General features: G+C 74.3%; 18 protein-coding genes. 2 read left to right on the top strand and 16 right to left on the bottom strand.

Going from position 1 to position 24034, the window contains the following annotated elements; all coding sequences use genetic code 11:
* Window positions 1-41 precede the first annotated feature (41 nt).
* The 4 genes from QWJ41_RS16895 to eno are packed head-to-tail and all read right to left on the bottom strand — an operon-like array spanning window position 42 to window position 3393.
* A complete protein-coding gene (locus QWJ41_RS16895; RefSeq protein ID WP_302709581.1) occupies window positions 42-1010 on the bottom strand; it encodes a Ppx/GppA phosphatase family protein in 969 nt (322 codons plus the stop codon).
* The gene (locus QWJ41_RS16890) at window positions 1001-1525 is read right to left on the bottom strand and encodes a DUF501 domain-containing protein (RefSeq protein ID WP_439117342.1); all 525 of its coding nucleotides are present in this window, start codon (window positions 1523-1525) and stop codon (window positions 1001-1003) included. Before QWJ41_RS16890 ends, QWJ41_RS16895 begins: the two co-directional genes overlap by 10 nt.
* Complete coding sequence (locus QWJ41_RS16885; RefSeq protein WP_302709580.1) at window positions 1522-2100, bottom strand: FtsB family cell division protein; 579 nt, start codon at window positions 2098-2100, stop codon at window positions 1522-1524. The genes QWJ41_RS16890 and QWJ41_RS16885 overlap by 4 nt, the downstream gene beginning before the upstream one ends.
* A gap of 15 nt (window positions 2101-2115) precedes the next feature.
* Window positions 2116-3393: a phosphopyruvate hydratase gene (gene eno / locus QWJ41_RS16880; protein ID WP_302709579.1), complete on the bottom strand. Its 1278-nt coding sequence runs from the start codon at window positions 3391-3393 to the stop codon at window positions 2116-2118.
* Window positions 3394-3534: 141 nt separating this feature from the next.
* Here eno and QWJ41_RS16875 point away from each other — a divergent pair, with 141 nt between their 5' ends.
* Window positions 3535-5013, top strand: a complete 1479-nt coding sequence (locus QWJ41_RS16875; protein WP_302709578.1) for an amidase — start codon at window positions 3535-3537, stop codon at window positions 5011-5013.
* Window positions 5014-5082: 69 nt separating this feature from the next.
* Here the strand turns inward: QWJ41_RS16875 and QWJ41_RS16870 are convergent, their stop codons facing one another.
* The 12 genes from QWJ41_RS16870 to glmS form a co-directional block, all read right to left on the bottom strand.
* A complete protein-coding gene (locus QWJ41_RS16870) occupies window positions 5083-6180 on the bottom strand; it encodes a carboxylate-amine ligase (RefSeq protein WP_302709577.1) in 1098 nt (365 codons plus the stop codon).
* A 145-nt stretch (window positions 6181-6325) separates the two neighbouring features.
* Complete coding sequence (locus tag QWJ41_RS16865) at window positions 6326-6973, bottom strand: nucleoside triphosphate pyrophosphohydrolase (RefSeq protein ID WP_302709576.1); 648 nt, start codon at window positions 6971-6973, stop codon at window positions 6326-6328.
* An 18-nt stretch (window positions 6974-6991) separates the two neighbouring features.
* A complete protein-coding gene (locus tag QWJ41_RS16860) occupies window positions 6992-7678 on the bottom strand; it encodes a hypothetical protein (protein ID WP_302709574.1) in 687 nt (228 codons plus the stop codon).
* 67 nt (window positions 7679-7745) lie between these two features.
* Window positions 7746-11393: a transcription-repair coupling factor gene (gene mfd, locus QWJ41_RS16855; RefSeq protein ID WP_302709572.1), complete on the bottom strand. Its 3648-nt coding sequence runs from the start codon at window positions 11391-11393 to the stop codon at window positions 7746-7748.
* Between the two features lie 124 nt (window positions 11394-11517).
* Entirely contained in the window at window positions 11518-12063 is a 546-nt protein-coding gene (locus QWJ41_RS16850; RefSeq protein WP_302709571.1) for a hypothetical protein, read from the bottom strand.
* Between the two features lie 8 nt (window positions 12064-12071).
* Complete coding sequence (gene tsaE, locus QWJ41_RS16845; protein ID WP_302709570.1) at window positions 12072-13052, bottom strand: tRNA (adenosine(37)-N6)-threonylcarbamoyltransferase complex ATPase subunit type 1 TsaE; 981 nt, start codon at window positions 13050-13052, stop codon at window positions 12072-12074.
* Window positions 13049-14134, bottom strand: coding sequence for an alpha/beta fold hydrolase (locus QWJ41_RS16840; protein WP_302709569.1), 1086 nt, complete (start codon window positions 14132-14134; stop codon window positions 13049-13051). Before QWJ41_RS16840 ends, tsaE begins: the two co-directional genes overlap by 4 nt.
* Before the next feature lie 2 nt (window positions 14135-14136).
* On the bottom strand, window positions 14137-15333 hold the full coding sequence (gene alr / locus QWJ41_RS16835; RefSeq protein ID WP_302709568.1) for an alanine racemase: 1197 nt from the start codon (window positions 15331-15333) through the stop codon (window positions 14137-14139).
* Window positions 15334-15358: 25 nt separating this feature from the next.
* Complete coding sequence (locus tag QWJ41_RS16830) at window positions 15359-16771, bottom strand: NAD(P)H-hydrate dehydratase (RefSeq protein ID WP_302709567.1); 1413 nt, start codon at window positions 16769-16771, stop codon at window positions 15359-15361.
* 153 nt (window positions 16772-16924) lie between these two features.
* On the bottom strand, window positions 16925-20626 hold the full coding sequence (locus tag QWJ41_RS16825) for an amidase family protein (RefSeq protein ID WP_302709565.1): 3702 nt from the start codon (window positions 20624-20626) through the stop codon (window positions 16925-16927).
* Between the two features lie 141 nt (window positions 20627-20767).
* A complete protein-coding gene (locus tag QWJ41_RS16820; RefSeq protein ID WP_302709563.1) occupies window positions 20768-21121 on the bottom strand; it encodes a holo-ACP synthase in 354 nt (117 codons plus the stop codon).
* Window positions 21122-21128: 7 nt separating this feature from the next.
* Entirely contained in the window at window positions 21129-22973 is a 1845-nt protein-coding gene (gene glmS / locus QWJ41_RS16815) for a glutamine--fructose-6-phosphate transaminase (isomerizing) (RefSeq protein WP_302709562.1), read from the bottom strand.
* Between the two features lie 68 nt (window positions 22974-23041).
* Between glmS and coaA the strand changes: the two genes are divergently transcribed.
* Complete coding sequence (coaA, locus tag QWJ41_RS16810) at window positions 23042-24034, top strand: type I pantothenate kinase (RefSeq protein ID WP_302709561.1); 993 nt, start codon at window positions 23042-23044, stop codon at window positions 24032-24034.

Here is a 24034-nt window from a genome sequence, read left to right as displayed (position 1 = left end):
CCCGGTTCCCCTACCCCGGGGTGCGACGCCTCAATCCACCCTCAGGCAGGTGGCCGGGCCAGCCGCTGGGCCCGACGTCGAGCCAGGTCCCACGCGATCCCGTCGAGGATGTCGCTCTCGCTGACCACCAGCTCGGTGGCCCTCGTGCGGGCCAGCACCCTCGACACGATCAGCGCCCCGGCGGCGATCACGTCGGCGCGGCCCGGGTGCATCCAGGGCAGCTCGAGACGCTGCTCGACGCTGAGCCCGACCAGCCGGTCGCACTCGCGGTGCACCTCGGCGACGTCGAGCACCTGCTGGTCGATCAGCTCGCGGTCGTAGACGGCCAGGCCGAGCACGCCGGCGGCCAGGGTGGTGATCGTCCCGGCCACCCCGACCACGCTCAGGGCGTCGCCGACGGCCACGGGGCACTGGTCGAGGACGGCGTCGACGTCGGCCACGCAGGCCGCGACCTCCGCGGCGCCCGGCGGGTCGGAGTGCAGGTGCCGCTCGGTGAGCCGCACCGAGCCGATGTCCATCGAGTGCGCCTGGTCGGGCCGGTCCTGCTCGGCGCCCGTGTGGCCGAGCACCAGCTCGGTCGAACCGCCGCCGACGTCGACGACCAGCACCGGGGCGCTCGGGGTCTCGCGCAGCACCCGCACCGAGCCGGCCCAGGCCAGCCGGGCCTCCTCGCCGCCGCTGAGCACCTCGGGGCGCACGCCCATGCGCTGCTCGACGCCGTCACCGAACTCCTCGGCGTTGGCGGCGTCGCGGGTCGCGGAGGTGGCGCAGAACCGGGTGTGCGCCGGGTCCACCCGGTGCTCGCGCACCAGGGCGGCGTACTCCTCGACGGCCGCGAACGTGCGCTCCAGGGCCGCCTCGGCCAGGCGACCGGTGCGGTCGACGCCCTCGCCGAGGCGCACCATCCGCGACTCGCGCACCACGTCGGTGGTGGTGCCGGCCTCGACGTCGACGTCGGCGACGAGCAGCTTGATCGTGTTGGTGCCGCAGTCGACCGCGGCTACACGCACGGGCCCGGCTCCCACCAGGCGCCCAGCGCGTCGAGGACCTCGTCGCCCAGCGGGTTCACGCCGCGGCCCTGGGCCAGCGCCTGGCCGGCCAGCACGTGCAGGCACTTCACGCGGTCGGGCATCCCGCCCGCGGAGATGCCCTCGATCTCGGGCACGTCGAGACCGGCCGCCCGGCCGATCTCGGTGCGCGCGGCGAGGTAGCGCTCGTGGGCGGCGGCGTACGCCGCGGCCAGCTCCTCGTCGTCGGCGAGGCGCGCCTCCATCTCCTTCATCAGCCCCGACCCCTCGAGGGTGCCGATGCGCGAGGCCGCGCGCGGGCAGGTGAGGTAGAAGGTCGTCGGGAACGGCGTGCCGCTGGGCAGCCGGGGCACCGTGGTCACCACGTCGGGGTTGCCGCAGGGGCAGCGGTGCCCGACCTCGGCGATGCCGCTGGCCGAGCGGCCGAGCTGCTCGTCGACGACCGCCTGGTCGGCCGGGTCGATGCCCGGCAGCCGGTCGGCCGGCTGGTCGCTCACTGCTGCTCCTCGGAGCCGTCGATCTCGGTCAGGGGCGGGGTGCCGGGGTTGCGCGGCGGGTTGCCGGCCAGCAGCACCGAGGCCCAGGCGTCCTCCCAGAAGGCCGGCTCGACCTCGGGGCCGACCTGGTCGGGGTCGGCGAGCTCGGCGGCGGGCTCGAGCGGCTCACCGTCCTCGTCGAGCACGACGTACGACGTCTCGCCGGGCATCACGTAGCCGAGCTCGCGCGCCTCCTGGGTGACGTAGGCGGGGTCCTCCCAGCGGCGCATCTCGCGCTCGAGGTCGGAGATGCTGGCCTCGGTCTCGGCGATCTCGGCGCGCAGCGCGTCGAGCTCGCTGCGCTGCTGCAGGTAGGCCCGCGCCGAGCTGGCGTAGGAGACGGCGAGCACCGCGACCACGAGCACCAGCACCGCGGCACGACCGGTCGGGCGGGGGCGGCGACGGCGCGGGGCGCCGGCACGGGTGGTCGACCCGGCCGCGGGGCGCGCGGCCGGACGCGGGGCGCCGCCCCGGCCCGGGCCGGTGCGCCCGCGCGGGCCGCTGCCCCGCGACGAGGTGCGTCGGTTCTCGGGCATGTGTCCCAGGGTCGCTCAGGAGGAGTAGCGCGGGAACGCCGACACACCGGCGTAGCGCGCCGCATCTGCGAGCTCGTCCTCGATGCGCAGCAGCTGGTTGTACTTCGCCACCCGCTCCGAGCGCGCCGGGGCACCGGTCTTGATCTGGCCGCAGTTGGTGGCCACGGCCAGGTCGGCGATGGTGACGTCCTCGGTCTCGCCCGAGCGGTGGCTCATCATGCAGCGGTAGCCGTTGCGGTGGGCCAGGTCGACGGAGTCGAGGGTCTCGGTGAGCGAACCGATCTGGTTGACCTTGACCAGCAGGGCGTTGGCCTGGCCGCCGTCGATGCCGCGCTGCAGGCGCTCGACGTTGGTGACGAAGAGGTCGTCGCCGACGATCTGCACCTTGTCGCCGAGCTGGTCGGTCAGGATCTTCCAGCCCTCCCAGTCGTCCTCGTCGAGCGGGTCCTCGATGGAGACGATCGGGTAGGCCTCGCAGAGCTCGGCGTAGTAGGCGGTCATCTCGGCGGCGCTCTTCGACTGGCCCTCGAAGGAGTAGACCCCGTCGGTGCAGAACTCGGTGGCGGCCACGTCGAGGGCCAGCACGATGTCGGTGCCCAGGCGCTGGCCCGAGCGCTCGACGGCCTCGGCGATCAGGTCGAGGGCGGCGCGGTTGGAGTCGAGGTCGGGCGCGAAGCCGCCCTCGTCGCCCAGGCCGGTGGCCAGCCCGCGCTCCTTCAGCACGGCCTTGAGCGCGTGGTAGACCTCCGCGCCCGAGCGCAGCGCCTCGCGGAACGAGGGCGCGCCGACCGGCGCGATCATGAACTCCTGGATGTCGACGTTGGAGTCGGCGTGCGAGCCGCCGTTGAGGATGTTCATCATCGGCACCGGCAGCACGTGGGCGTTGGGCCCGCCCACGTAGCGGTAGAGCGGCAGGCCGGCGGAGTCGGCGGCCGCGCGGGCCACCGCCAGCGAGACGCCCAGGATCGCGTTGGCGCCCACCTCGGCCTTGTTGGGGGTGCCGTCGGCGGCCAGCATCGCCTGGTCGACCAGGCGCTGGTCGTCGGCGTCGAGGCCCTCCACGGCCGGACCCAGCACGCGGATCACGCCGTCGACGGCCTGCTGGACACCCTTGCCGGCGTACCGGTCGCCGCCGTCGCGCAGCTCCACGGCCTCGAAGGCGCCGGTGGAGGCGCCGCTGGGCACGGCCGCGCGGGCGAAGGTGCCGTCGTCGAGGACGACCTCGACCTCGACGGTGGGGTTGCCCCGGGAGTCGAGGATCTCGCGGGCGCCGACTGCTTCGATGGATGCCACGGTGGGTGCTCCTGAGTGGTTCGGGGGTGCTGCGTCATGAACGGGGGACGGTCTCGTCGGCGCCGAGCCTAGTGCGTCGGACGGTCCGCGACTCGCGCGGTCCGCCCACGGGGCCGCGGCCGGGTCACTACGGTGTGCCCCATGCACGACTACGCCGACCACGACGCCACCGCCCTCGCCGCCCTGGTGCGCGAGGGCACCACCACCGCCGAGGAGCTGCTCGCCGCGGCCCGGGCCCGCGCGGCGGAGGTGAACCCGCGCCTCAACGCCATCGTCCACGACGTGGAGCCGCCCAACCCGACCGGTCCCGAGCCCGACGGCGGGCGCCCGTTCGAGGGCGTGCCGTTCCTGCTCAAGGACCTCAACCAGCGCCTCGCGGGCGTGCCGACCAGCGGTGGCAGCAAGGCGCTCGCCGGGCACCCGGCCGCCGAGACCGCCGCCGTGGTCGAGCGCTGGATCGAGGCCGGGCTGGTGATCTTCGGCAAGACCAACAGCCCCGAGTTCGGCGCCAAGGGCGTCACCGAGCCGCACGTCTTCGGCCCGACCCGCAACCCCTGGGACCTCGGGCACACCCCGGGCGGCTCCTCGGGCGGCTCCGCGGCCGCCGTGGCCGCGGGCATCGTGCCCTGCGCCGCGGCCAGCGACGGCGGCGGCTCGATCCGGATCCCGGCCTCGGCCTGCGGTCTCTTCGGCCTCAAGACCAGCCGCGGCCTGCTGCCGCACGGCCCCGAGTTCGGCGAGTCCATCGGCGGCACCAGCACCGACGGCGTCGTCTCGCGCAGCGTGCGCGACAGCGCCGCGATGCTCGACGTGCTCGTCGGCCCGACCCCCGAGTCGCCGTACCTGACCGCGTCCGGGCCGGCCGAGGGGTACGCCGCCGAGGTCGGGCGCGACCCGGGACGCCTGCGGGTCGCGGTGAGCTGGCACAGCGGCGTCAACCCCGACCCGCACCCGGAGGCCAAGGCCGCGGTGCACCACGCCGCCGACCTGCTCGCCGCCGCCGGGCACGACGTCGTCGAGCTCGACGCGGCCCCGGTCGACGACGCGCAGCTGGCCGAGGACTTCCTGACCACCTGGTTCGTGCACTGCGCGATCTCCGTCGACCAGGCCCGCGAGCTGACCGGGGCCGGGGAGGACGCCTTCGAGCCCGACACCCGGGTGATGGCCGCCCTGGGGCGCGCGACCCGCGCCACCGACTACGTGCGCGCCACCGAGAACCGGCACGGCCACGTGCGCCGGCTCGCCGCGCTGCACGCCGAGCACGACCTGCTGCTCACCCCCACCACCGCGACCCCGCCGCCGCGCATCGGCGCCTTCGACCAGCCCGCCCTGGTCCAGCTGGCCCAGAAGGCCCTGCTGACCGCCCGGGCCGGCGGCCTGCTGCGGCACACGCCCCTGGTCGACCAGATGATCAGCGAGAACCTCGGCTGGGTGCCCTACACCCAGCTGGCCAACCTCACCGGCCGCCCGGCGATGAGCGTGCCGCTGCACTGGACCTCCGACAGCCTGCCGATGGGCGTGCAGCTCGTGGGTCGTCTGGGCAGCGAGGCGCTGCTGCTGCGGCTCGCCGGCCAGCTCGAGGACGCCGCCCCCTGGTTCGACCGCCGCCCGCCCCTCTGACCCGGCCCGAACTTCCCGCTGACCCGGCCTGAACTTCGCGCTGACCCGGCCCGAACCTCCGGCCGGGTGTCAGGAGGTGGTGGTCGCGCGGGCCAGGTCGGCGACCACGTCGACGTACGAGCCGGTGCGGGCGAGCACCCGGCGCTGCCGGTCGGCGCCGGTGCCCCGCTCCAGCACGGCGGCGACCTGCTCCTCGACGAGGTCGCGGTCGCCGTTGCGCTCCAGCGCCGGCCGGACGTGGTCGAGCAACGACCGCACGACCTCGGCCGCCGGGCGGGGCCGGAAGGTGTCGGGGTCGAGCAGCCGACCGCCGATCCCCTCGCGAGATGCCTGCCAGGTCGCCATCCGCACCATGGCCGTCGCGGCGGGCGACGGCGCGACCTCGGCCCGCCACTCCTCAGCGGCGGTGTCGACGAGCGCCCGGCACAGCGCGGCGACCATGACCGCGTCGCCCACGTCCCAGCAGACGTCGGCCACCCGGATCTCCAGCGTCGGGTAGGTGTGCGACGGCCGGGCGTCGGCATAGACCATGCCCTCGTCGATCAGCACCTCGGTGGCCAGCAGCGCCTCGACGTGGCGACGGTACGCCGCAGCCGTGCCGTGCAGGTCGGTCGGCCCCGATGTCGGCCAGCGCGACAGCGCCTGCCAGCGGAAGCTGGCGTACCTGGTGTCCTCCCCCTGCCAGAACGGCGAGTTGGAGCTCAGGGCGAGCAGCACGGGCAGCCAGACGCGGATCCGGTCCATCGCACCGACGGCCTCGTCGTCGGAGTCCACCGCGACGTGCACGTGGCAGGCGCACGTCAGCTGCTCGTGAACGGTCAGGCCGTAGCGTTCTTCGATCTCCACGAAGCGCTCGTCGCGCACCAGGTGCGGGTCGACGTGCACCGGTGAGGTGCCCGAGGCGAGCGCTCGGGCCCCGCCCGCGCGGGCCGCCCGGTCCACTCGGGCGCGCCACCCGCACAGCTCCTTGCGCAGGTCGTCCATCGAGGTGTGCGGCGCCGTGTCGGTCTCCAGCTGCTCCTGCTGCAGCTCGTGGCCGAGCGAGCCACCACCGGCCTCGCCGACGTCCTGCCCGCTGTGCCGCAGCACCTGGCCCGCCACCGCCCGAGGCCGACCCGACTGCGGGTCGACGAGCAGCAGCTCCTCCTCCACTCCGACTGTTCGCATGGGCGCCCCGTACCCATCTCATCGCGCGGGCCTCTCACCCGGCCGGGCATGTCTGTCGGGGTTGCCGGTCCGGGCCGGCTCGACGCGAAGTTCGGGCCGGGTCGGCGGGAAGTTGGGGCCGGGTCGGCGGGACGTTGGGGCCGGGTCAGGTGCGGCGGCGTACGGCGTCGCGCAGGGCCTGCTCGGGGTCGAGGCCGTCGACACGGGCCTCCTCGACGAGGGCGAGGAGGCGCTCACCGAGGTCGGTGGAGGCCGGGTCGAGGCCGACGTCGCGGCCGGCGCGGTGCAACCGGTCGAGCACCTTGTCGGCGTACAGCAGCGCGGGCAGGCCGGCGGGGACGCCCTCGTCGACGGTGGTGCGGTGGGACTTCTCGGCGGCCTTGATCTGCTGCCAGCGCTCGTTGACCGCCGCGGCATCGGGCACCTGACCGGCCCCACCGCCCTGGTCGGCCTCGTCGCCGAAGACGTGCGGGTTGCGGCGCACCATCTTGTCGGTGATGCCGCGGGCCACGTCGTCGATGTCGAAGCCGCCGGCCTCGGCGGCGACCGCGGCGTGGAAGTAGACCTGCAGCAGCAGATCGCCGAGCTCCTCGCGCAGGTGCTCGACCGCGCCGGGCTCCCCCGCCGCGAGCCGGTCGACGGCCTCGACCGTCTCGTGGGTCTCCTCGAGCAGGTAGCGCACCAACGAGCGGTGCGTCTGCTCGGCCTTCCACGGGCACTCGGCCCGCAGCCGGGCCATCACCGCGCGCAGCTCGAGGAGCGGTTCGACCGACTCGTCGCCCTGTCCGCTCACCGACCGCTCACCGCCGGCTCAGGTGCAGCGCTGGGAGGCCGGCAGCCGCTCCTCGAGCCGCACCGCCGCCGGGTCCAGCGTCAGCAGCTCGACGGCCTCGTCGCTGACCGCGACCGACAGCTCGTTGCGCCGCTGCTGGGGCGCGGAGAAGTCGACCTCGGTGAAGAGCGGGTTGGTGGTGACGGGGTTGGCCGCCTCCCACGCCGAGAGGTAGGTCTGGTACGCCGCCATGGCGGTGGCCTCGTCGGCATCGGCCGGCAGCGAGGGATCGACGACCTGGGCGACGACGGCGCGCAGGTAGCTGCTGGAGGCGAAGACCGGGAGCACCTCCTCGAGCTGCTCGGAGTCGGCCTGGGCCAGGCCCAGGCGGGCCTGCTGGGCGGCCCGGGCGTAGACCGGGTCGCCGTCGATGTCGTTCTCGGCGGCGATCGCGTCGGCGATCTCGCGCTGGGCCAGCTGGGCCAGCACGGTGTCGCGCACCGTCGAGCCGGTGTAGCCCTGACCCAGCAGCTCGGGGTTGCTGCGCAGCACCTCGCAGGTGGTCGCCGAGAGCTGGTCGACCTCCTCGACGCTGATCTCGGTCCCGCGCACCTCGGCGGCCACGCCGGGCGCCGCCTGGATGTCGGAGAGGCCGCACCCGGAGAGCGCACCGGTGCCCAGCAGGGCCGCGGCGGCGAGACCGGCGAGGGGACGGGACAGACGCACGGGAGCTCCTTGGGATGACGGCGGTGAGGGCCGGGTCACATTCGACTGGTCACATTGAACCAGCCGCTCACACCGGGTCGATCACCTGGTCGATCACGCCGCGGGCCCACTCGAGCAGCGCGATGCCGTCGAGGGGGCGCCCGCCGATGACCGCGGTCTGCGGCCGCGGCACCAGGATCGTGTCGAGCTGCGGCTTGACCAGCGACTTCGGGTACATCCGCTGCAGCCGCACCACCCGCGACTCCGGCAGGCTGACCGGCGCGAACCGGACGTTCTTGCCGGCGATGGTGACCTCGCCGATGCCGGCCTGGCGGGCACGGGCCCGGAACCGGGCGACCAGGAGCAGCGAGACCACCTCGACCGGCGGCTCGCCGTACCGGTCGAGCAGCTCCTCGTTGATGGCGTCGACGTCGTCGTCGGCGCGCACCTCGGCCAGGCGCTTGTACATCTCCAGGCGCAGGCGCTCGGTGGGGATGTAGTCGTGGGGCAGGTGCGCGTCGACGGGCAGCTCGATGCGGACCTCGTTGAGCTCGGGCTCGGAGCCGTCGCCCTTGAACTCCGCGACCGCCTCGCCGACCAGGCGCACGTAGAGGTCGAAGCCGACGTCGGCGATGTGGCCCGACTGCTCGCCGCCCAGCAGGTTGCCGGCGCCGCGGATCTCGAGGTCCTTCATCGCGATCGCCATGCCGCCGCCCAGGTCGGAGTGCTGGGCCAGCGTGGCCAGCCGCTCGTGGGCGGTCTCGGTGAGCGGCTTCTCGGCCGGGTAGAGGAAGTAGGCGTAGGCCCGCTCGCGCGAGCGGCCGACGCGTCCGCGCAGCTGGTGCAGCTGGGAGAGGCCGAGGGTGTCGGAGCGCTCGATGATCATCGTGTTGGCGTTGGAGACGTCGAGGCCGGACTCCACGATGGTGGTGCACACCAGCACGTCGAAGCGCTTCTCCCAGAAGTCGAGCATCACCTGCTCGAGCTGGTGCTCGCCCATCTGGCCGTGGGCGGTCGCGACCCGCGCCTCGGGCACCAGCTCCTTGATGCGGGCGGCGGCCTTCTCGATCGACTGCACCCGGTTGTGGATGTAGAAGACCTGGCCCTCGCGCAGCAGCTCGCGGCGTACGGCGGCCACCACCTGGCGGTCCTCGTAGGCGCCGACGTAGGTCAGCACCGGGTGCCGCTCCTCGGGCGGGGTGGTGATCGTGGACATCTCGCGGATGCCGGTGATCGCCATCTCCAGCGTGCGCGGGATCGGCGTCGCGCTCATCGAGAGCACGTCGACCGAGGTGCGCAGCCGCTTCATCTGCTCCTTGTGCTCGACACCGAAGCGCTGCTCCTCGTCGACGATGATCAGCCCGAGGTCCTTCATCCGGGTGTCGGGGTTGAGCAGCCGGTGGGTGCCCACCACGATGTCGACGGTGCCGTCGGCCAGCCCAGCGAGGACCTCCTTGGCCTCCTTGTCGGTCTGGAAGCGCGAGAGGCCCTTGAGCACCACCGGGAACCCGGCCATCCGCTCGCTGAAGGTCGAGAGGTGCTGGGTGACCAGCAGCGTGGTCGGCACCAGCACCGCCACCTGCTTGCCGTCCTGGACGGCCTTGAACGCCGCGCGCACCGCGATCTCGGTCTTGCCGTAGCCGACGTCGCCGCAGACCAGGCGGTCCATCGGGACCACCTGGCGCATGTCCTGCTTGACCTCGTCGACCGTGGTCAGCTGGTCCTGGGTCTCCTGGAACGGGAACGCGTCCTCGAGCTCGCGCTGCCAGGGCGTGTCGGGGCCGAAGGCGTGGCCCTGGGTGGCCTGCCGGGCGGCGTACAACTTGATCAGCTCGGCGGCGATCTCGCGTACCGCCTTGCGGGCCCGGCCCTTGCGCTTGGCCCAGTCGCCGCCGCCGAGCCGGTCGAGGCTGGGCTGCTCGCCGCCGACGTAGCGGGTGACCTGGTCGAGGGCGTCGGCCGGCACGTAGAGCCGGTCGGCGGGGCCGCCGCGCTTGGAGGCGCCGTACTCGAGGACGAGGTACTCACGGGTCGCGCCGCCCACCTGGCGCTGCTTCATCTCCACGAACCGGCCCACGCCGTGCTGCTCGTGCACCACGAAGTCGCCGGCCTTGAGCTCGAGCGGGTCGATCTGCTTCTTGCGGCGGGTGGGCATCTTGCGCATGTCGCGCGTGGAGGACTTCTGCCCCGAGAGGTCCTCGCCGGTCAGCAGCACCAACCGGTTGGTCTCGTCGACGAAGCCGTGCGCCAGCGCGCCGCAGCTGACGGTGACCACGTCGGTCACCAGCCGCGCCTGCTCGGCCGGTGCGCCCTCGCCCGCGTGCGGCTCGACCAGGCGGGCCGGCACGTCGTGCTCGGAGAGCACCTCGACCATGCGCTGGGCGGGGCCGTGGCCCTCGTGCAGCACCAGCACCCGGTAGCCCTCGGAGCGCCAGGTCTCGATGTCCTTGATCGCCCGCTCGACGTCGCCGCGGTAGGCGTCGACCGGCTTGGCGGGCAGCGCACGGCTGGGCACCGCACCGACGGTCACGTCGACGTCGATGCCGGTGACCGCGCCGGTCTCGTCGCGCAGCACCGGGCCGGCGGCGCCCGCCTCGGCGTCGTCGATGCCGAAGGGACTCACGGTCCACCACGGCTTGTGCTGGGCCAGGGCGTGCTCGCGCACGTCGGAGAGGGTGCGGTACGACGCCGCCCCGAGGTCGATCGGGGCGCTGCCGCCGCTGGCGGCCGCGGCCCAGCTGGCGCCGAGGAACTCCTCGCTGGTGGCGACCAGGTCGTGGGCGCGCCGGCGGGCCCGCTCGGGGTCGAGCACCAGCACGTGGGTGTCGGAGGGCATCAGGTCGACGAGCAGCTCCATGTCGTCGACGAGCACGGGGGCCAGGGACTCCATGCCCTCGACCGCGATGCCCTCGCTGATCTTGTCGGTCAGCTCGAGCAGCTGGGGGTGCGCCTGGCCGAGCTCGGCGGCGCGGCGGCGTACCTCGTCGGTGAGCAGCAGCTCACGGCACGGCGGCGCCCACAGCCGCTCGACGGGCTCGAGGGTGCGCTGGTCGGCCACGGAGAAGGAGCGGATCTCCTCGACCTCGTCGCCCCACAGCTCCACGCGCAGCGGGTGCTCCTCGGTGGGCGGGAAGACGTCGATGATGCCGCCGCGCACCGCGAACTCGCCGCGACGCTCGACCAGGTCGACGCGCGAGTACGCCGCGTCGGAGAGGCGGCGTACCAGGTCGTCGAGCGGCGCGGTGCCGCCGGGCACCAGCTCGACGGGCTCGAGGTCGGCCAGCCCCTTGACCTGCGGCTGCAGCACCGAGCGCACCGGCGCCACGACCACCTGCAGGGGCCCGTTGCTGGCGTCGGTGCCAGGGTGCTGGAGCCGGCGCAGCACCGCCAGGCGCCGCCCGACGGTGTCGGAGCGCGGGCTGAGCCGCTCGTGGGGCAGCGTCTCCCACGACGGGTAGTAGGCAACGGCCGACGGGTCGAGCAGGTCGCCGAGGGCGTTGACCAGGTCCTCGGCCTCGCGGGAGGTCGCGGTCACCGCGAGCACGCTGCGACCCGCGCGCACCAGCCCGGCCACCACGAAGGGGCGCAGGGCCTCGGGGCCGGTCAGGTCGAGCGCACGGACCCGTCCCTCCCCCGCGTCGGCGAGCACCTCGGTGAGGACCGGGTCGGCCAGCACGGCGTCGGCGATCCCGGCCGGGCCGGGGGCGAGGGGGGTCTCGAGGGTCGTGGTCGACACGTGCGCAGGCTCCTGGTGGTCGCTGGTGCGTCAAGCACAGGGAACGCCCCCGCTCGGGCTCGAGGCGGGGGTGCGGTGCAGCGCCCTCGAGTCTACGGCCGGGCACCGACGGTCGCCGAGTCCGTCACTCGCGGGACCCGAAGGCACGCTCCCGGAGCTCGGCGAGCCGCTCGGCGCGCTCGGGGTCGTCGGCGTAGAGGACGCGCCCGTCGGCTGCCACGTCGCCGGTGAACCCGAGCTGGGCGGCGAGGTGGGCGACGTACGCCGCCCGCTGCTCGCGCAGGTCGTCGTGCCACGACCACACCTCGACGGCGCGGCACTCCTCCAGTGCGCGCTGCAGGCCCGGGCGCACCCGGGCCGCCTCGCCCGCCACCAGGGCGTAGAAGCTGTCGCGCCCGCTGCTCTCGGGGATCGCCGCCAGCGCCGGACGCAGGTAGTCGACCATCGCCGAGAGCACCGTGTCGGAGCGCTGCGTGGCCGCCCGGGCCTCCTCGCCGCACGCCGCGACCCGTGCGGTCTCGCTGTCGCGGCGCCGGGCGTCGACGGCGGCCACCGCCAGGCCGACGAGGAGCAGCAGCGCGAGCGCGCCCACCAGCAGCCGCCGGCGGCGTACGCCGCGCGGGTCGCGGGGCTCGTCGCCGGGGCCCTCGAGCACCTCGACGCCGGACACGGCGCGTCTCAGCCCAGTGCGCGGAAGGACAGCGCGTGCCAGCGGGGCCCGACGGGGGTGACCTCGACCCGCCGCGGGTCGAACGGCGAGGCCGGGTCGGGCGGCTCGGCCGGGTCGCCGATCGCCCGCACGATGCGGATCTCGAGGCGCGACTCGGAGAGGCCCTCGGCGAGGTCCTCACCCCACTCGACGACGGTCACGGCCTCCTCGAGGGAGGTGTCGAGGTCGAGGTCGTCGAGCTCCTCGAGGCCGTCGAGCCGGTAGGCGTCGACGTGCACGAGCTCGGGCCCGCCGACCGTGGAGGGGTGCACCCGGGCGATGACGAAGGTGGGCGAGGTGACGTTGCCGCGCACGCCGAGCCCGGCCCCGAGGCCCTGGGTGAAGGTGGTCTTGCCGGCGCCGAGGTCGCCGGTGAGCACCACCAGGTCGCCGTGGGTGAGCTGGCCGGCCAGGGAGCGGCCGATGCCGCGCATCGCGTCGGCGGTGGGCGCCTGGAAGACGGCGGTGCGCAGCGGGCGACGCATCTCGACCAACGGCGAGTAGCGCCGGATCTCGCGGAAGCCCTGGCGGTCCCAGAAGCGCACCGTCTGGGGCAGCTCCTCGCGGGCCTGCACGATCAGGTCGTCGGTGCCGCGGCCCGAGTCGGCCACCGCGTCGACGGCGGCGTCGATCAGCCGGCCGGCGATGCCGAGGCCCTGCTGGCCCGGCACCACGCCGAAGCGGCGGATGTAGGTGGACGACCCGATCGGGTCGAGGATCAGGGTGCCGACCGGCTCGTCGTCGATGCAGGCCAGCAGCCCGCCGCCGTCGGCGAGCTTGCCGCGGATCGTGTGCACCGTCTCCTTCAGCGCCCCCGGCGGCGGGTCGAGCGGCGGTCGCGCCGAGAACGCCTCGTGCACCACGTGCATCACCTGCTCGGCCGCCTCCGGCCCCACGCGTCGTACGACGACCGCGGGACGCGCCCGGGTCTCCTCGCGCGCCGCGCTCACCGCTGCTCCGCCCGCTCGGTCGCGGCCGCGATGAGCTGGTCGAGCTCGGCGTTGACCTGGTCGTGGCTCTCCATGACCACCATGTGCCCGGCGCCCTCGACCTCGACCAGGCGCGAGCCCTCGATGTGGGCGTGCAGCTTGCGGCTGTGCCCGATCGAGGTGACCCGGTCGGCGGTGCCGCAGATGATCGAGACCGGCACCCGGCTCAGCCCCTCGACGACGTGGAACTTGTCGAGCGACTCGAAGCTGGGGAAGAACTCGGCCACGACCTCGAAGGGGGTGCGGGCCAGCATCTGGTCGACGTGGCGCACGTAGGACTCGGGCACCTCGCCGCCGAAGGCGAACAGGTCGGTGGCCACCAGCGCCACCGAGCCGCCCAGGCGCCGGGCCAGGTCGATGAGCCGGTGGCCGCGCGCCAGCGGGACCATGGCCCGGCCCACGGCACGACCCAGGAAGGGTCCGGCCAGCTTGGCCGGGACCACCGGCAGCAGCAGCCGCCCCACGTCGAGGCCGCCGGCGGTCGTGGAGACCAGGCCGACGCCGACCACGCGGTCGCCGAAGAGCTCGGGGTGCTGCTCGGCGAGCGCGATGATGGTCATCCCGCCCATCGAGTGGCCCACCAGCACGACCGGGCCGTCGGGGACCTCGGCCTCCAGCACCCTGGCCAGGTCGCGGCCGAGCTGGTCGATGGTGGCGTGCTCGAGGGAGGAGCGTCCCGACCGCCCGTGGGAGCGCTGGTCGTAGAAGACGGTGCGCACCAGCCCGCGGTAGCCCGCGCGCTGGAAGTGCCAGGTGTCGAGGTTGAGGGCGTAGCCGTGCACGAACAGGACCGTCAGCGGCTGGTGGGCCGGGCCGGTGGGGTCGGCCGGGTCATGCGCGTCGGCTTCGTCGACCTCGACGTGCAGCGGCAGGCCGTCGTCGGCGACGACGGTGCGCGCGACCGCGCGCAGCGAGCCCAGCGGGGCGCGGTCGCCGGCGCCGCGGCGGGCGATGACCCGGCGACGGCGCGCGACCTCGGCGGCGGTGCCGGCCACCGCGACGCCCGCCAGGGCGCCGGCCAGGCCGGCCACGCGACGACGCATGTTCACGGCTGCTCCTCGGTGTGGGTGTCGGTGTCGGTGTGGGTGTGCTCTGTGTCCGTGTCGGTCCAGCGGCGGGTGAATCGCCCACCGATCCTGCTGACGATCTCGTAGGAGATGGTGCCGCACGCCTCGGCCCAGTCCTGCGCGGTCGGGTCGGGGGCGCGTCCGAAGAGCACCACCCGCTCGCCCGCGGCGACGGCCGGCTCCTCGCCGGGGCCGGCCAGCTCGACGACCAGCTGGTCCATGCACACCCGCCCCCGCACCGGGCGGCGTGTGCCGGCGACGCCGACGTGGGCGGTGTTGCCGGCGTGGCGCGGCACGCCGTCGGCGTACCCCACCGGCAGCAGGCCGACGGTGACCGGCTCGTCGGCGACCCAGGTGTGGCCGTAGGAGACCCCGTCGCCGGGCGCCAGCCGCTTGGTCATCGCCACGGTCGCGCTCGCGGTCATCGCGGGGCGCAGGCCGATGTCGGGGGTGCGGCCGGGCGCGGGGTCGAGGCCGTAGGAGGCGATCCCGGCGCGCACCAGGTCGAAGCGCGCCGAGGGCCGCAGCAGCGCGCCGGCGGAGTTGGCCAGGTGGCGGACCTCGGGGTCGAGCCCGGCGGCCTCGGCGGTCTCGACGGCCTCGCGGAAGACCTTCTCCTGGGCGTCGTTGGCGGGGTGCTCGGGCTCGTCGGCGACGGCGAGGTGCGACCAGATCCCGGTGACGCGCCAGTGCCCGGCGCGCTCGCCCTCGCGGGCGGCGGCGACCAGGGCCGGCCAGTCGGCGGGGGTGCAGCCGCCGCGGTTGAGCCCGGTGTCGATCTTGAGCTGCAGGCGCGCGGGGCGCCCGGCGCGGGCCACGGCGTCGACGAGGTCGTCGAGCTCGCCGGTGGTGTACGCCGTCACGTCGACGTCGGCGGCGACCGCCGGCGCCCAGTCCTCGCCGGGCACGGTCAGCCAGGCCAGCAGGCGGCCGGTGTCGCCGCCCGCACGCAGCGCCAGCGCCTCGTCGAGGGTGGCCACCCCGAGCCAGGGCGCCCCCGCCTCGCGGGCGGCGCGGGCGACCGGCAGCAGGCCGTGGCCGTAGGCGTCGGCCTTGACGACCACCATCAGGGCCACGTCGGGCCCGACCTCGGCGGCGAGCCGGCGCACGTTGTGGCGGACCGCCGCCAGGTCGACGACGATCTCGGCGCGCCGTGCGTCGTGCTGGAGGCTCATCGCCACCATTCTCCCACCCGGGGGCTCACGGCGCGGGCAGGGTCCGCACGACGTCGGCGACGGCGCCGGCGACCTGCCCCGCCACGATGGGGGCCCCGCGCGAGACCGTGGTCGCGGCGGCCCCGTGCAGCCACGACCCGACGCTGGCGGCGTCGAAGGGGCTCAGCCCCGCCGCCAGCAGCGCCCCGACCATCCCGCCGAGCACGTCGCCGGCGCCCGCGGTGGCCAGCCAGGGCGTGCCGGTGGTGGTGGCCCGCACCCGTCCCTCGGGGGCGCTGACGAGGGTGTGGTGGCCCTTGAGCAGCACCACGCAGCCGTAGCGGCGCGCGGCCTCGCGGGCGAAGTGCAGCGGTCGGGCCTCGATGTCGGCGCGCTCCTCCCCCAGCATCCGAGCCAGCTCGCCGGCGTGCGGGGTGAGCACCGCCGCCACGTCGAGCGGGGCCTCGAGGTGCTGCAACGCGTCGGCGTCGACGACCAGCGGCAGGTCGTGCTCGCGGGCGTCGGCGAGCGCCTCGGCGAGGGTGGCGGCCGCCCCGTCGCCGGCCCCCGAGCCGACGACCCAGGCCTGGACCCGGCCGGCGCCGACCACCTCCGGGTGCGCGGCCCGCACCCGGTCGCCGACGGCGACGTCGCCGACGTACCGGACCATGCCGGCGAAGCCGGTCGCGGCACCGGCGACGCTGAGCAGCCCGGCGCCCGGGTAGGTCTCGGAGCCGGCGCGCACCCCGACGACGCCGCGGGTGTACTTCTGGGCCTCGTCGGCCGGGCGGGGCAGCAGCCGCGCGACGTCGGCGGCCTGCAGGCTCTCCAGACCGGGCTCGGGCAGGTCGAGCCCGATGTCAACGAGGTGCACCACCCCGCAGGCACCGGCCGCGGGGTCGACGAGGTGGGCGGGCTTGTGGGTGCCGAAGGTGACGGTGAGGTCGGCGTGCACGTGGGGCTCGGGGGTCTGGCCGGTGTCGACGTCGACGCCGCTCGGCACGTCGACCGCGACCACCGGCACCCCCTCGAGCCGGGCCAGCGCGTGCTGGGCCCCCGGTCGCAGGCCCGGCTTTCCACCGATGCCGACGATGCCGTCGACCACGACGTCGGGTCGGGCACCGGGGCGCGGCTCCTGCGCCCCGTCGGCGGGCACGACCCGCCCGCCCGCCGCTCGCAGCGCGGCCAGCCCGCCGGCGTGCACGGTCTCGGAGAGCAGCCACGCCTCCACCCCGGCCCCGCGCCGGGCCAGCAGCGCGCCGGCGTGCAGGGCGTCACCGCCGTTGTCGCCGGAGCCGACCAGCAGCAGCACCCGCCGGCCGTACGTCGAGCCCAGCCAGTCGGCGACCGCGTGCGCCAGCCCGTGCGCGGCGCGCATCATCAGCGCCCCCTCCGGCAGCTGCGCCATCAGCGCCGCCTCCGCCGTCCGGACCTGCTCCACCGTGTGCGCCTGCCTCATGCCTTCGCAGGCTAGTGCGCCGGTCTGCGCCCCGGCTCGCCCCCGTGGGTCGTGGTCCGGGTCGCGGGTCGGGTCGTGGTCCGGGTTGTGGGTCGGGTCGTGGGCCGTGGACGCGTCCTGGCGCGTCCCGAGGCACACGACTCGAGCCACGACTCAGACCGCGACCCAGGCCACGACCCAGGCCACGACCCATCTGGACGACCGGCCTCGAGCGCCAGTGGATGACGAGCACGCCGACCGCCCGAGCCGGGCAACCTGCTGGCCATGACCGACACCGAGGACTCGCTCGACGCCCTGCTCGCCCGCCAGACGGGGATGGTGGCGCGGCGCCAGCTGGGCGCGCTGGGCATCGACGCCGACACCGTGCGCAACAACATCTCGGCCCGGCGGTGGGTGGCCCGCACCCCGCGCGTCGTCAGCACCGTCACCGGCACGCTGGACGACGAGCAGCGCCGCTGGCTCGCCGTGCTCCACGCGGGCCCGCGCAGCATGATCGGCGGGCTCAGCGCCGCCGCCCTCCACGGGCTGTCCGGGTGGGACCGCGACCGGGTCACGGTGTGGGTCGACGCGCCGCTGGCCTTCGAGCCGGTCGACGGGGTCGACTTCTTCCGCACCCGGCGTCCCTTCGACCTGCTGCGCCACCCGAGGAAGGGCCTTCCCGTGGCCCGGCTGGAGCCCGCAGTGCTGCTCCACTCGGCGTACGACGCCCCGATGCGGCCGGCGTGCGCGCTGCTCGCCGCGACGGTCCAGCAGCGCCTGACCACGCCGGAGCGGCTGGTGGAGTGGATCGACCAGCTGCGGCCGCTGCGCCGGGCGAAGCCGTTCAAGCGGCTGCTCAGCGAGGTCGCGGGCGGGGCGCACTCGGGCGCCGAGCTCGACGTCGCCGTCATGTGCCGGCGTGCCGGGCTCGTCCCACCGGCCCGGCAACGCTCCCGCACCGACTCCAGGGGCCGGCGGCGCTGGACCGACTGCGAGTGGGACCTGCCCGGCGGGGGCGTGCTGGTGCTGGAGATCGACGGGTCGTTCCACATGGAGGTGCGCCAGTGGGCCGAGGACAAGAAGCGCGGTCGGCGCCTGGCCTCGCCCGAGCGGACCGTGGTCGGCTGCACGGCGTACGAGGTGCGCCACGAGGACGCCGAGCTGGCCGCGGACCTCCGCGCTCGGCGTCCCCACCCTCCCTGCCCGGGCCCAGCCGGGTCGTGGGTCGGGTCGTGGTCCAGGTCGTGCACCCGAGGACGCGGCATAGCGCGTCCCCGGACCACGACCCAGACCACGACCCAGGCCACGACCCAGGCCACGACCCAGGTCAGCGGACGGCGCGGAAGACCGCCTTGCCCTTGCTCTTCTTGAACGGGTCGTCGGAGAGGTAGCGCACCAGGACCTTGGTGCGTCCCAGCGACCGGGCCTTGAAACGGGTCCGGGCGACCCCGTCGACGACCTCGGCGCGGCGTACGACGTCGCCGTCGACGAGCACCTTACCTTGCCGCTCGGGGCGAGCTCGCCGTCGGAGTCGACGGTGGCGACCAGGGAGACCATGCGACCCTTCTCCACCTTGGCGGCCGACAGGTCGACCTCGGTGGTGGTGCGGGCCTTGCGCACCCCGACCTCGGTGGCGGCCACGTCGCTGACGGTGCTGGTGGCGCCGTCGGAGGCGACGGTCTCCAGCTCGTCGACCGAGATGCCGGTGGACCCGCTCGCGGTGGCGACGAAGGTCAGCGTGGCCAGCGTGGTCGCGCCCGACGTGGCCGGCGAGGTGCCGAGCTTGGTGTGCGTGACACCCACCTCGCCCGCGCCGGTCGACTCGTAGGTGCTGCCGGTGTCGTCGGTCGCGGCGCTGTCGACGACGTAGGTCACCGTGCTCGGGTCGAACCCGACGCTGAGGTCGTAGGCGTAGAGGTCGGCGGCCGACTGCTCGACGGTGACGGTGAACTCCTGGCCGGCGGTGACCTTCGCCGGCGCCGAGACCGTGACCCTGCCGTCGCCGGGCTCCGCAGCCTCGTCGCTGCCGGTGCCCTCGACCACGTCGCCGGCCAGCGGCCCGTAGAGCTCGGGGCTGGTGCGGTGCGCGGTGGCCTGCTCGTAGGCGTAGGTCAGGCCGAGCAGGTCACCCTCGGCGAACTCGCGGCCCAGGAACTCCAGGTTCACGCCCGCCCCGGTGACGGACAGGTCGGTCACGACGGCCTGGCCCATCGGCACGGTCACCGCCGGCAGCCCGGTGTTGGGGCTGAGCCGCATGTTGGTGCTGTGCGTGCCGTAGGGACGGCCCGAGGGGTAGACGAGCGCGTCGAGGTCGTGGTCGTCGAGCGCGCCGGTGACCAGCTCGCGTCCGCCGGCCAGCACCGCGGTGTGCGACTCCATCCAGGCGTCGTACTCCTCCTCGGTGACCTGCTCGCGCCGGTCGTACGTCGAGGCGCGCGAGGGCACGATGTGCCCGGTGTCGATGATCGCGCGCAGCGAGCGCGCGCCCACGCTGTCGCCGAGGTGCGCGGCGATGTACTCGTCGAGGTCGTGCTTGAACTCGTTGGTCGAGCCGCTGCCCTCGCCGAGCACCGGGTCGATGCCGTCGATGGTGATCTCCTCGACCGTGGCGCCCTGCGCCTCCAGGTCGGCCACCGCCTGTGCCCAGAGCCGCTGCACGGTCACGTCGGCAGGCAGCATCGAGGCGAGGTAGCCGATCCGGGTGCCGGCGAGCGCCTCGGGGTCGAGGTAGGAGGTGTAGGACTCCGGCGCACGGTCGTCGGCCTCGGCGGTGACCGGGTCGGCCGGGTCGCTGCCCACCACGGCGTCGAGCGCGATGGCGGCGTCGGAGACCGAGCGGGTCATGGGGCCGCCGGTGTCCTGGCTCAGCGCCAGCGGCACGATGCCGTCGCGGCTGGCCAGCCCGACCGTGGGGCGCACGCCCACGAGCTGGTTGTAGCTCGAGGGCACCCGGATCGAGCCGCCGGTGTCGGTGCCGAAGCCGATCGCTCCGAGGTTGGCCGCGATCGCGGCACCGGTGCCACCGCTGGAGCCGCCCGCGGTCTTGTCGGTGGCGTAGGGGCTGGCGACGTACACCGTGTCGCCGGGCTCGGAGCCGGCGCTGAACTGCGAGGTGAAGCCGAAGGCGAACTCGTCGAGGCTGGCCTTGCCGAGGATGATCGCGCCGTCGGCGCGCAGCCCCTCGACCATGGCCGCGTCGTCGTCGGTCTGGTTGCCCTCCCAGCAGCCGCAGCCCGCGGTGGTCGGCATGTCGACGGTGTCGTAGTTGTCCTTGAGCAGCACGGGGATGCCGTCGAGCATGCTCGAGGGCCCGCCGTTGGCGGCGCGGGCGGCGTCGCTGGCGGCCGCGGCCTCGAGCGCCACGTCGCTGGTGGCGATGATCGAGGCCAGCGCCCGGCCGGTCGGCGAGGTGTCGACCACGGTGCGGTCGTAGGCCGCGATCCGGTCGAGGTAGGCCTGGGTGAGCTGCACCGAGGTGACGACGCCGGCGTTCATCGCCTTCTGCATCTCCACGGCACTGGCCTCGACGAGCGCGAAGTCGCCGTCGTCGTGCAGCACCCGCTGCGACAGCGCCGCCAGGTCGGAGACGGTGATCACCAGGTCGCCGTCGTGATCGGCGGCGGCGACGTCGCCCCAGCCGGTGTCGGTGCTGGTGGCGCCCATCGCGTCGACGAGCAGGTCGAGGTCGGCGACGGTGACCTGGCGGTCGCCGGTCAGGTCGGCGGCGGTGAAGTACGGGGCGAGGTAGGGGGCGCCACCGTCGGGGGCGGGAGCCGCCGACGAGGTGAGGGTGGCGGTGGGACCGACCGCGAGTGCGGCGATCCCCATCGAGCCTGCGGCGAGCATCGACGCACGGCGGGTCTTGGGCTTGTTCACGCTGGTCCTCTCGAACGGGCCGGTTGGCAGGTGAACCTTCGCGCCCTCGTGTTACGCGATGAGACAGTTCTTCACCGCCCCGGTGTCCGCCGTGTTAAACCCTGCGGGGCCCGGCGAGACCTGGCTCACACCAGGCGCCGATCAGCTCTCGAGCACCACCACGGCCGAGGCGATCCCGGCGTCGTGGGAGAGGGAGAGGTGCAGGTGCGCGACCCCCAGCTCGTCGGCCCGGGCGCGCACGCTGCCGCGGATCTCCAGCAGCGGGCGGCCCGACGACTCGTTGACGACCTCGCAGTCGTGCCAGGCCATCCCCACGGGCGCGCCGAGTGCCTTGGCCAGGGCCTCCTTGGCGGCGAACCGCGCGGCCAGCGAGGCCAGCGGACGCGAGGCCTCGGCGGGGGTGAAGAGCCGCTCGCGCAGCGCGGGCGTGCGCTCCAGCGACTCGGCGAACCGCTCGATGTCGCAGACGTCGATGCCGACGCCGATCACGGGCACGGCGCGCTCACTCCACCGTCACGGACTTGGCGAGGTTGCGCGGCTGGTCGACGTCGTGGCCCATCAGGGTGGCCAGCTCGCAGGCGAAGAGCTGCAGCGGCACGACCGCCACCAGCGGCTGCAGCAGCACCGGCACCCGCGGCAGGCTGATCAGCACGTCGGCGTACGACGCGATCGAGGGGTCGCCCTCCTCGGCCAGGCAGATCGTGCGGGCGCCCCGGGCGCGGACCTCCTGGATGCCGCTGAGCATCTTGCCGTGCAGCTGGTCGCGGCCGCGGGGAGGCACCACGCACAGCACCGGCAGGTCCTGCTCGATGAGCGCGATCGGGCCGTGCTTGAGCTCGCCGGCGGCGAACCCCTCGGCGTGGATGTAGGCCAGCTCCTTCAGCTTCAGCGCCCCCTCGAGCGCGACCGGGAAGCCGGCGTGGCGGCCGAGGAAGAGAACCGAGCGGGTGCCGACGTGCTCGGCGGCCAGCGCGTAGACGTCGTCGGCGCGCGAGAGTACGGTCTCGATGTGGCCGGGCATCTCCTCGAGCTGGCTCATCACCTCGGCGATCTCGTCGCCGTAGCGGGTGCCCTTGACCTGCGCGAGGTAGAGCGCGAGCAGGTAGCAGGCCACCAGCTGGGTCAGGAAGCCCTTGGTGGAGGCGACCCCGATCTCGGGGCCCGCGTGGGTGTAGATGACGGCGTCGGACTCGCGCGGGATCGTCGAGCCGTTGGTGTTGCAGATCGCCAGCACCTTCGAGCGCTGGGTGCGCGCGTGCCGGATCGCCTGCAGGGTGTCGGCGGTCTCGCCCGACTGGCTGATCGCGACCACCAGCGTGGAGTAGTCGAGGATCGGGTCGCGGTAGCGGAACTCGCTGGAGAGCTCGACCTCGACGGGGATCCGGCACCAGTGCTCGATGGCGTACTTGGCGACCATGCCGGCGTAGAAGGAGGTGCCGGCCGCGATGATGATGATCTTGTCGACGTCGCGCAGCTCCTGGTCGGACAGGCGCATCTCGTCGAGGTGCAGCGCGCCGGAGCGCGTACGCCGCCCCAGCAGAGAGTCGGCGACGGCGCGCGGCTGCTCGTGGATCTCCTTGCGCATGAACCAGTCGTGGCCGTCCTTCTCGGCGGCGGAGAGGTCCCAGTCGACGTGGTAGGGCCGGCCCTCGGCGGGGGTGCCGTCGAAGCCGGCGACGCTGACGCCCTCGGGGGTCAGCGTGACGACCTGGTCCTGGTCGAGTTCGAGCGCCTCGCGGGTGTGCTCGATGAAGGCGGCCACGTCGGAGCCGAGGAAGTTCTCGCCCTCGCCGAGGCCGACGACCAGCGGGCTGTTGCGGCGCGCGGCCACCACCAGGCCGGGCGTCTCCCCGTCGACGGCCACCAGCGTGAAGGCGCCCTCGAGCCGGCTGCACACGCGCTGCATCGCGGTGGTCAGGTCGACCCCCGAGACCACCTGCAGCTCCAGCAGGTGCGCGACGACCTCGGTGTCGGTCTCGGAGACCAGCTGGTGGCCGTCGTCCTCGAGGCGGGCGCGCAGGTCGTCGAAGTTCTCGATGATGCCGTTGTGCACGATCGCCACCCGCCCGGTCGCGCCGGGGTGCGGGTGCGCGTTGACGTCGTTGGGGGCGCCGTGGGTGGCCCAGCGGGTGTGCCCGATGCCGGTCGTCGAGGGCGGCAGCGGGTCGGCGTCGACGACCTTCTCGAGGTTGGCCAGCTTGCCCGCCTTCTTGCGGGTCACCAGGGCGCCGCCGTCGACCAGCGCGATGCCGGCCGAGTCGTAGCCGCGGTACTCCAGGCGCCGCAGCCCCTCGATGACGACCAGCTCGGCGGGGCGCTGCCCGACGTACCCAACGATCCCGCACATGGGGCCGGAGTCTATCGAGGCGCGGACCGACCGACGTGCGCGGCGCGGCGGCTGCAACAATCGCCGTCATGTCCTCGCCTGGCCGGGGCCACCTCAACGGCGGCCACGACGACAACGGCCGCGAGACCTCCCCCTACATCGAGCTCGACCGCTCGGCCTGGGCGGCGCTGGCCGACACCGCGGCCGCCGACCCCCTCTCCGAGGAGGAGGTCCACGAGCTCAGCGGGCTGGGCGACGAGCTCGACCTCGACGAGGTGCGCGAGGTCTACCTGCCGCTCTCGCGCCTGCTGAGCCTGTACGTCGAGTCGGCCGGCCAGCTGCACCGCAGCCAGGAGGACTTCCTGCACCGCCGCACCCCGCCGCGCACCCCGTTCGTGATCGGGCTGGCGGGCTCGGTGGCGGTCGGCAAGTCGACCACGGCGCGTGTGCTGCAGCAGATGCTGGCGCACTGGCCCGAGCACCCCAACGTCGCGCTGGTGACCACCGACGGCTTCCTCTACCCCAACGCCGAGCTCGAGCGTCGCGGCATCCTGCAGCGCAAGGGCTTCCCCGAGTCCTACGACCGGCGCGCGCTGCTGCGCTTCGTGGTCGACATCAAGTCGGGCAAGGACGAGGTCGAGGCGCCGACGTACTCGCACCTGGTCTACGACGTGGTGCCCGACGAGAAGGTCGTCATCAAGCGCCCCGACATCGTGATCATCGAGGGCCTCAACGTGCTGCAACCGCCGCGCATCCGCGAGGACGGCACCGCCGGGCTGGTGCTCAGCGACTTCTTCGACTTCAGCGTCTACGTCGACGCCGGGCGCGACAAGATCCGCCAGTGGTACGTCGACCGGTTCCTGCGGCTGCGCGAGACGGCCTTCCGCGACCCGGGCTCCTACTTCGCCAAGTACGGCGCGCTGAGCCACGACGAGGCGGTCGCGGAGGCGGAGCGGATCTGGGACACCATCAACGGACCCAACCTGGTGCAGAACGTGCTGCCGACCCGCTCGCGCGCCACCCTGGTGCTGCGCAAGGACATCGACCACTCGGTGCGCTACGTGCGGCTGCGCAAGCTCTGA

This window comes from Nocardioides cremeus, from assembly GCF_030518195.1.
Lineage (GTDB): Bacteria > Actinomycetota > Actinomycetes > Propionibacteriales > Nocardioidaceae > Nocardioides > Nocardioides cremeus.
Note: the sequence above shows the minus strand (reverse complement) of the source record. Positions and strands in the feature narration are given on the sequence as shown.

Excerpts from the sequence above, each read along its gene's own strand:
- QWJ41_RS16885 (WP_302709580.1), bottom strand. The coding sequence starts at position 2,100 with ATGCCCGAGAACCGACGCACCTCGTCGCGGGGCAGCGGCCCGCGCGGG.
- QWJ41_RS16830 (WP_302709567.1), bottom strand. The coding sequence starts at position 16,771 with ATGAGGCAGGCGCACACGGTGGAGCAGGTCCGGACGGCGGAGGCGGCG.
- QWJ41_RS16870 (WP_302709577.1), bottom strand. The coding sequence starts at position 6,180 with ATGCGAACAGTCGGAGTGGAGGAGGAGCTGCTGCTCGTCGACCCGCAG.
- alr (WP_302709568.1), bottom strand. The coding sequence starts at position 15,333 with ATGAGCCTCCAGCACGACGCACGGCGCGCCGAGATCGTCGTCGACCTG.
- QWJ41_RS16875 (WP_302709578.1), top strand. The coding sequence starts at position 3,535 with ATGCACGACTACGCCGACCACGACGCCACCGCCCTCGCCGCCCTGGTG.
- coaA (WP_302709561.1), top strand. The coding sequence starts at position 23,042 with ATGTCCTCGCCTGGCCGGGGCCACCTCAACGGCGGCCACGACGACAAC.
- glmS (WP_302709562.1), bottom strand. The coding sequence starts at position 22,973 with ATGTGCGGGATCGTTGGGTACGTCGGGCAGCGCCCCGCCGAGCTGGTC.
- QWJ41_RS16840 (WP_302709569.1), bottom strand. The coding sequence starts at position 14,134 with ATGCGTCGTCGCGTGGCCGGCCTGGCCGGCGCCCTGGCGGGCGTCGCG.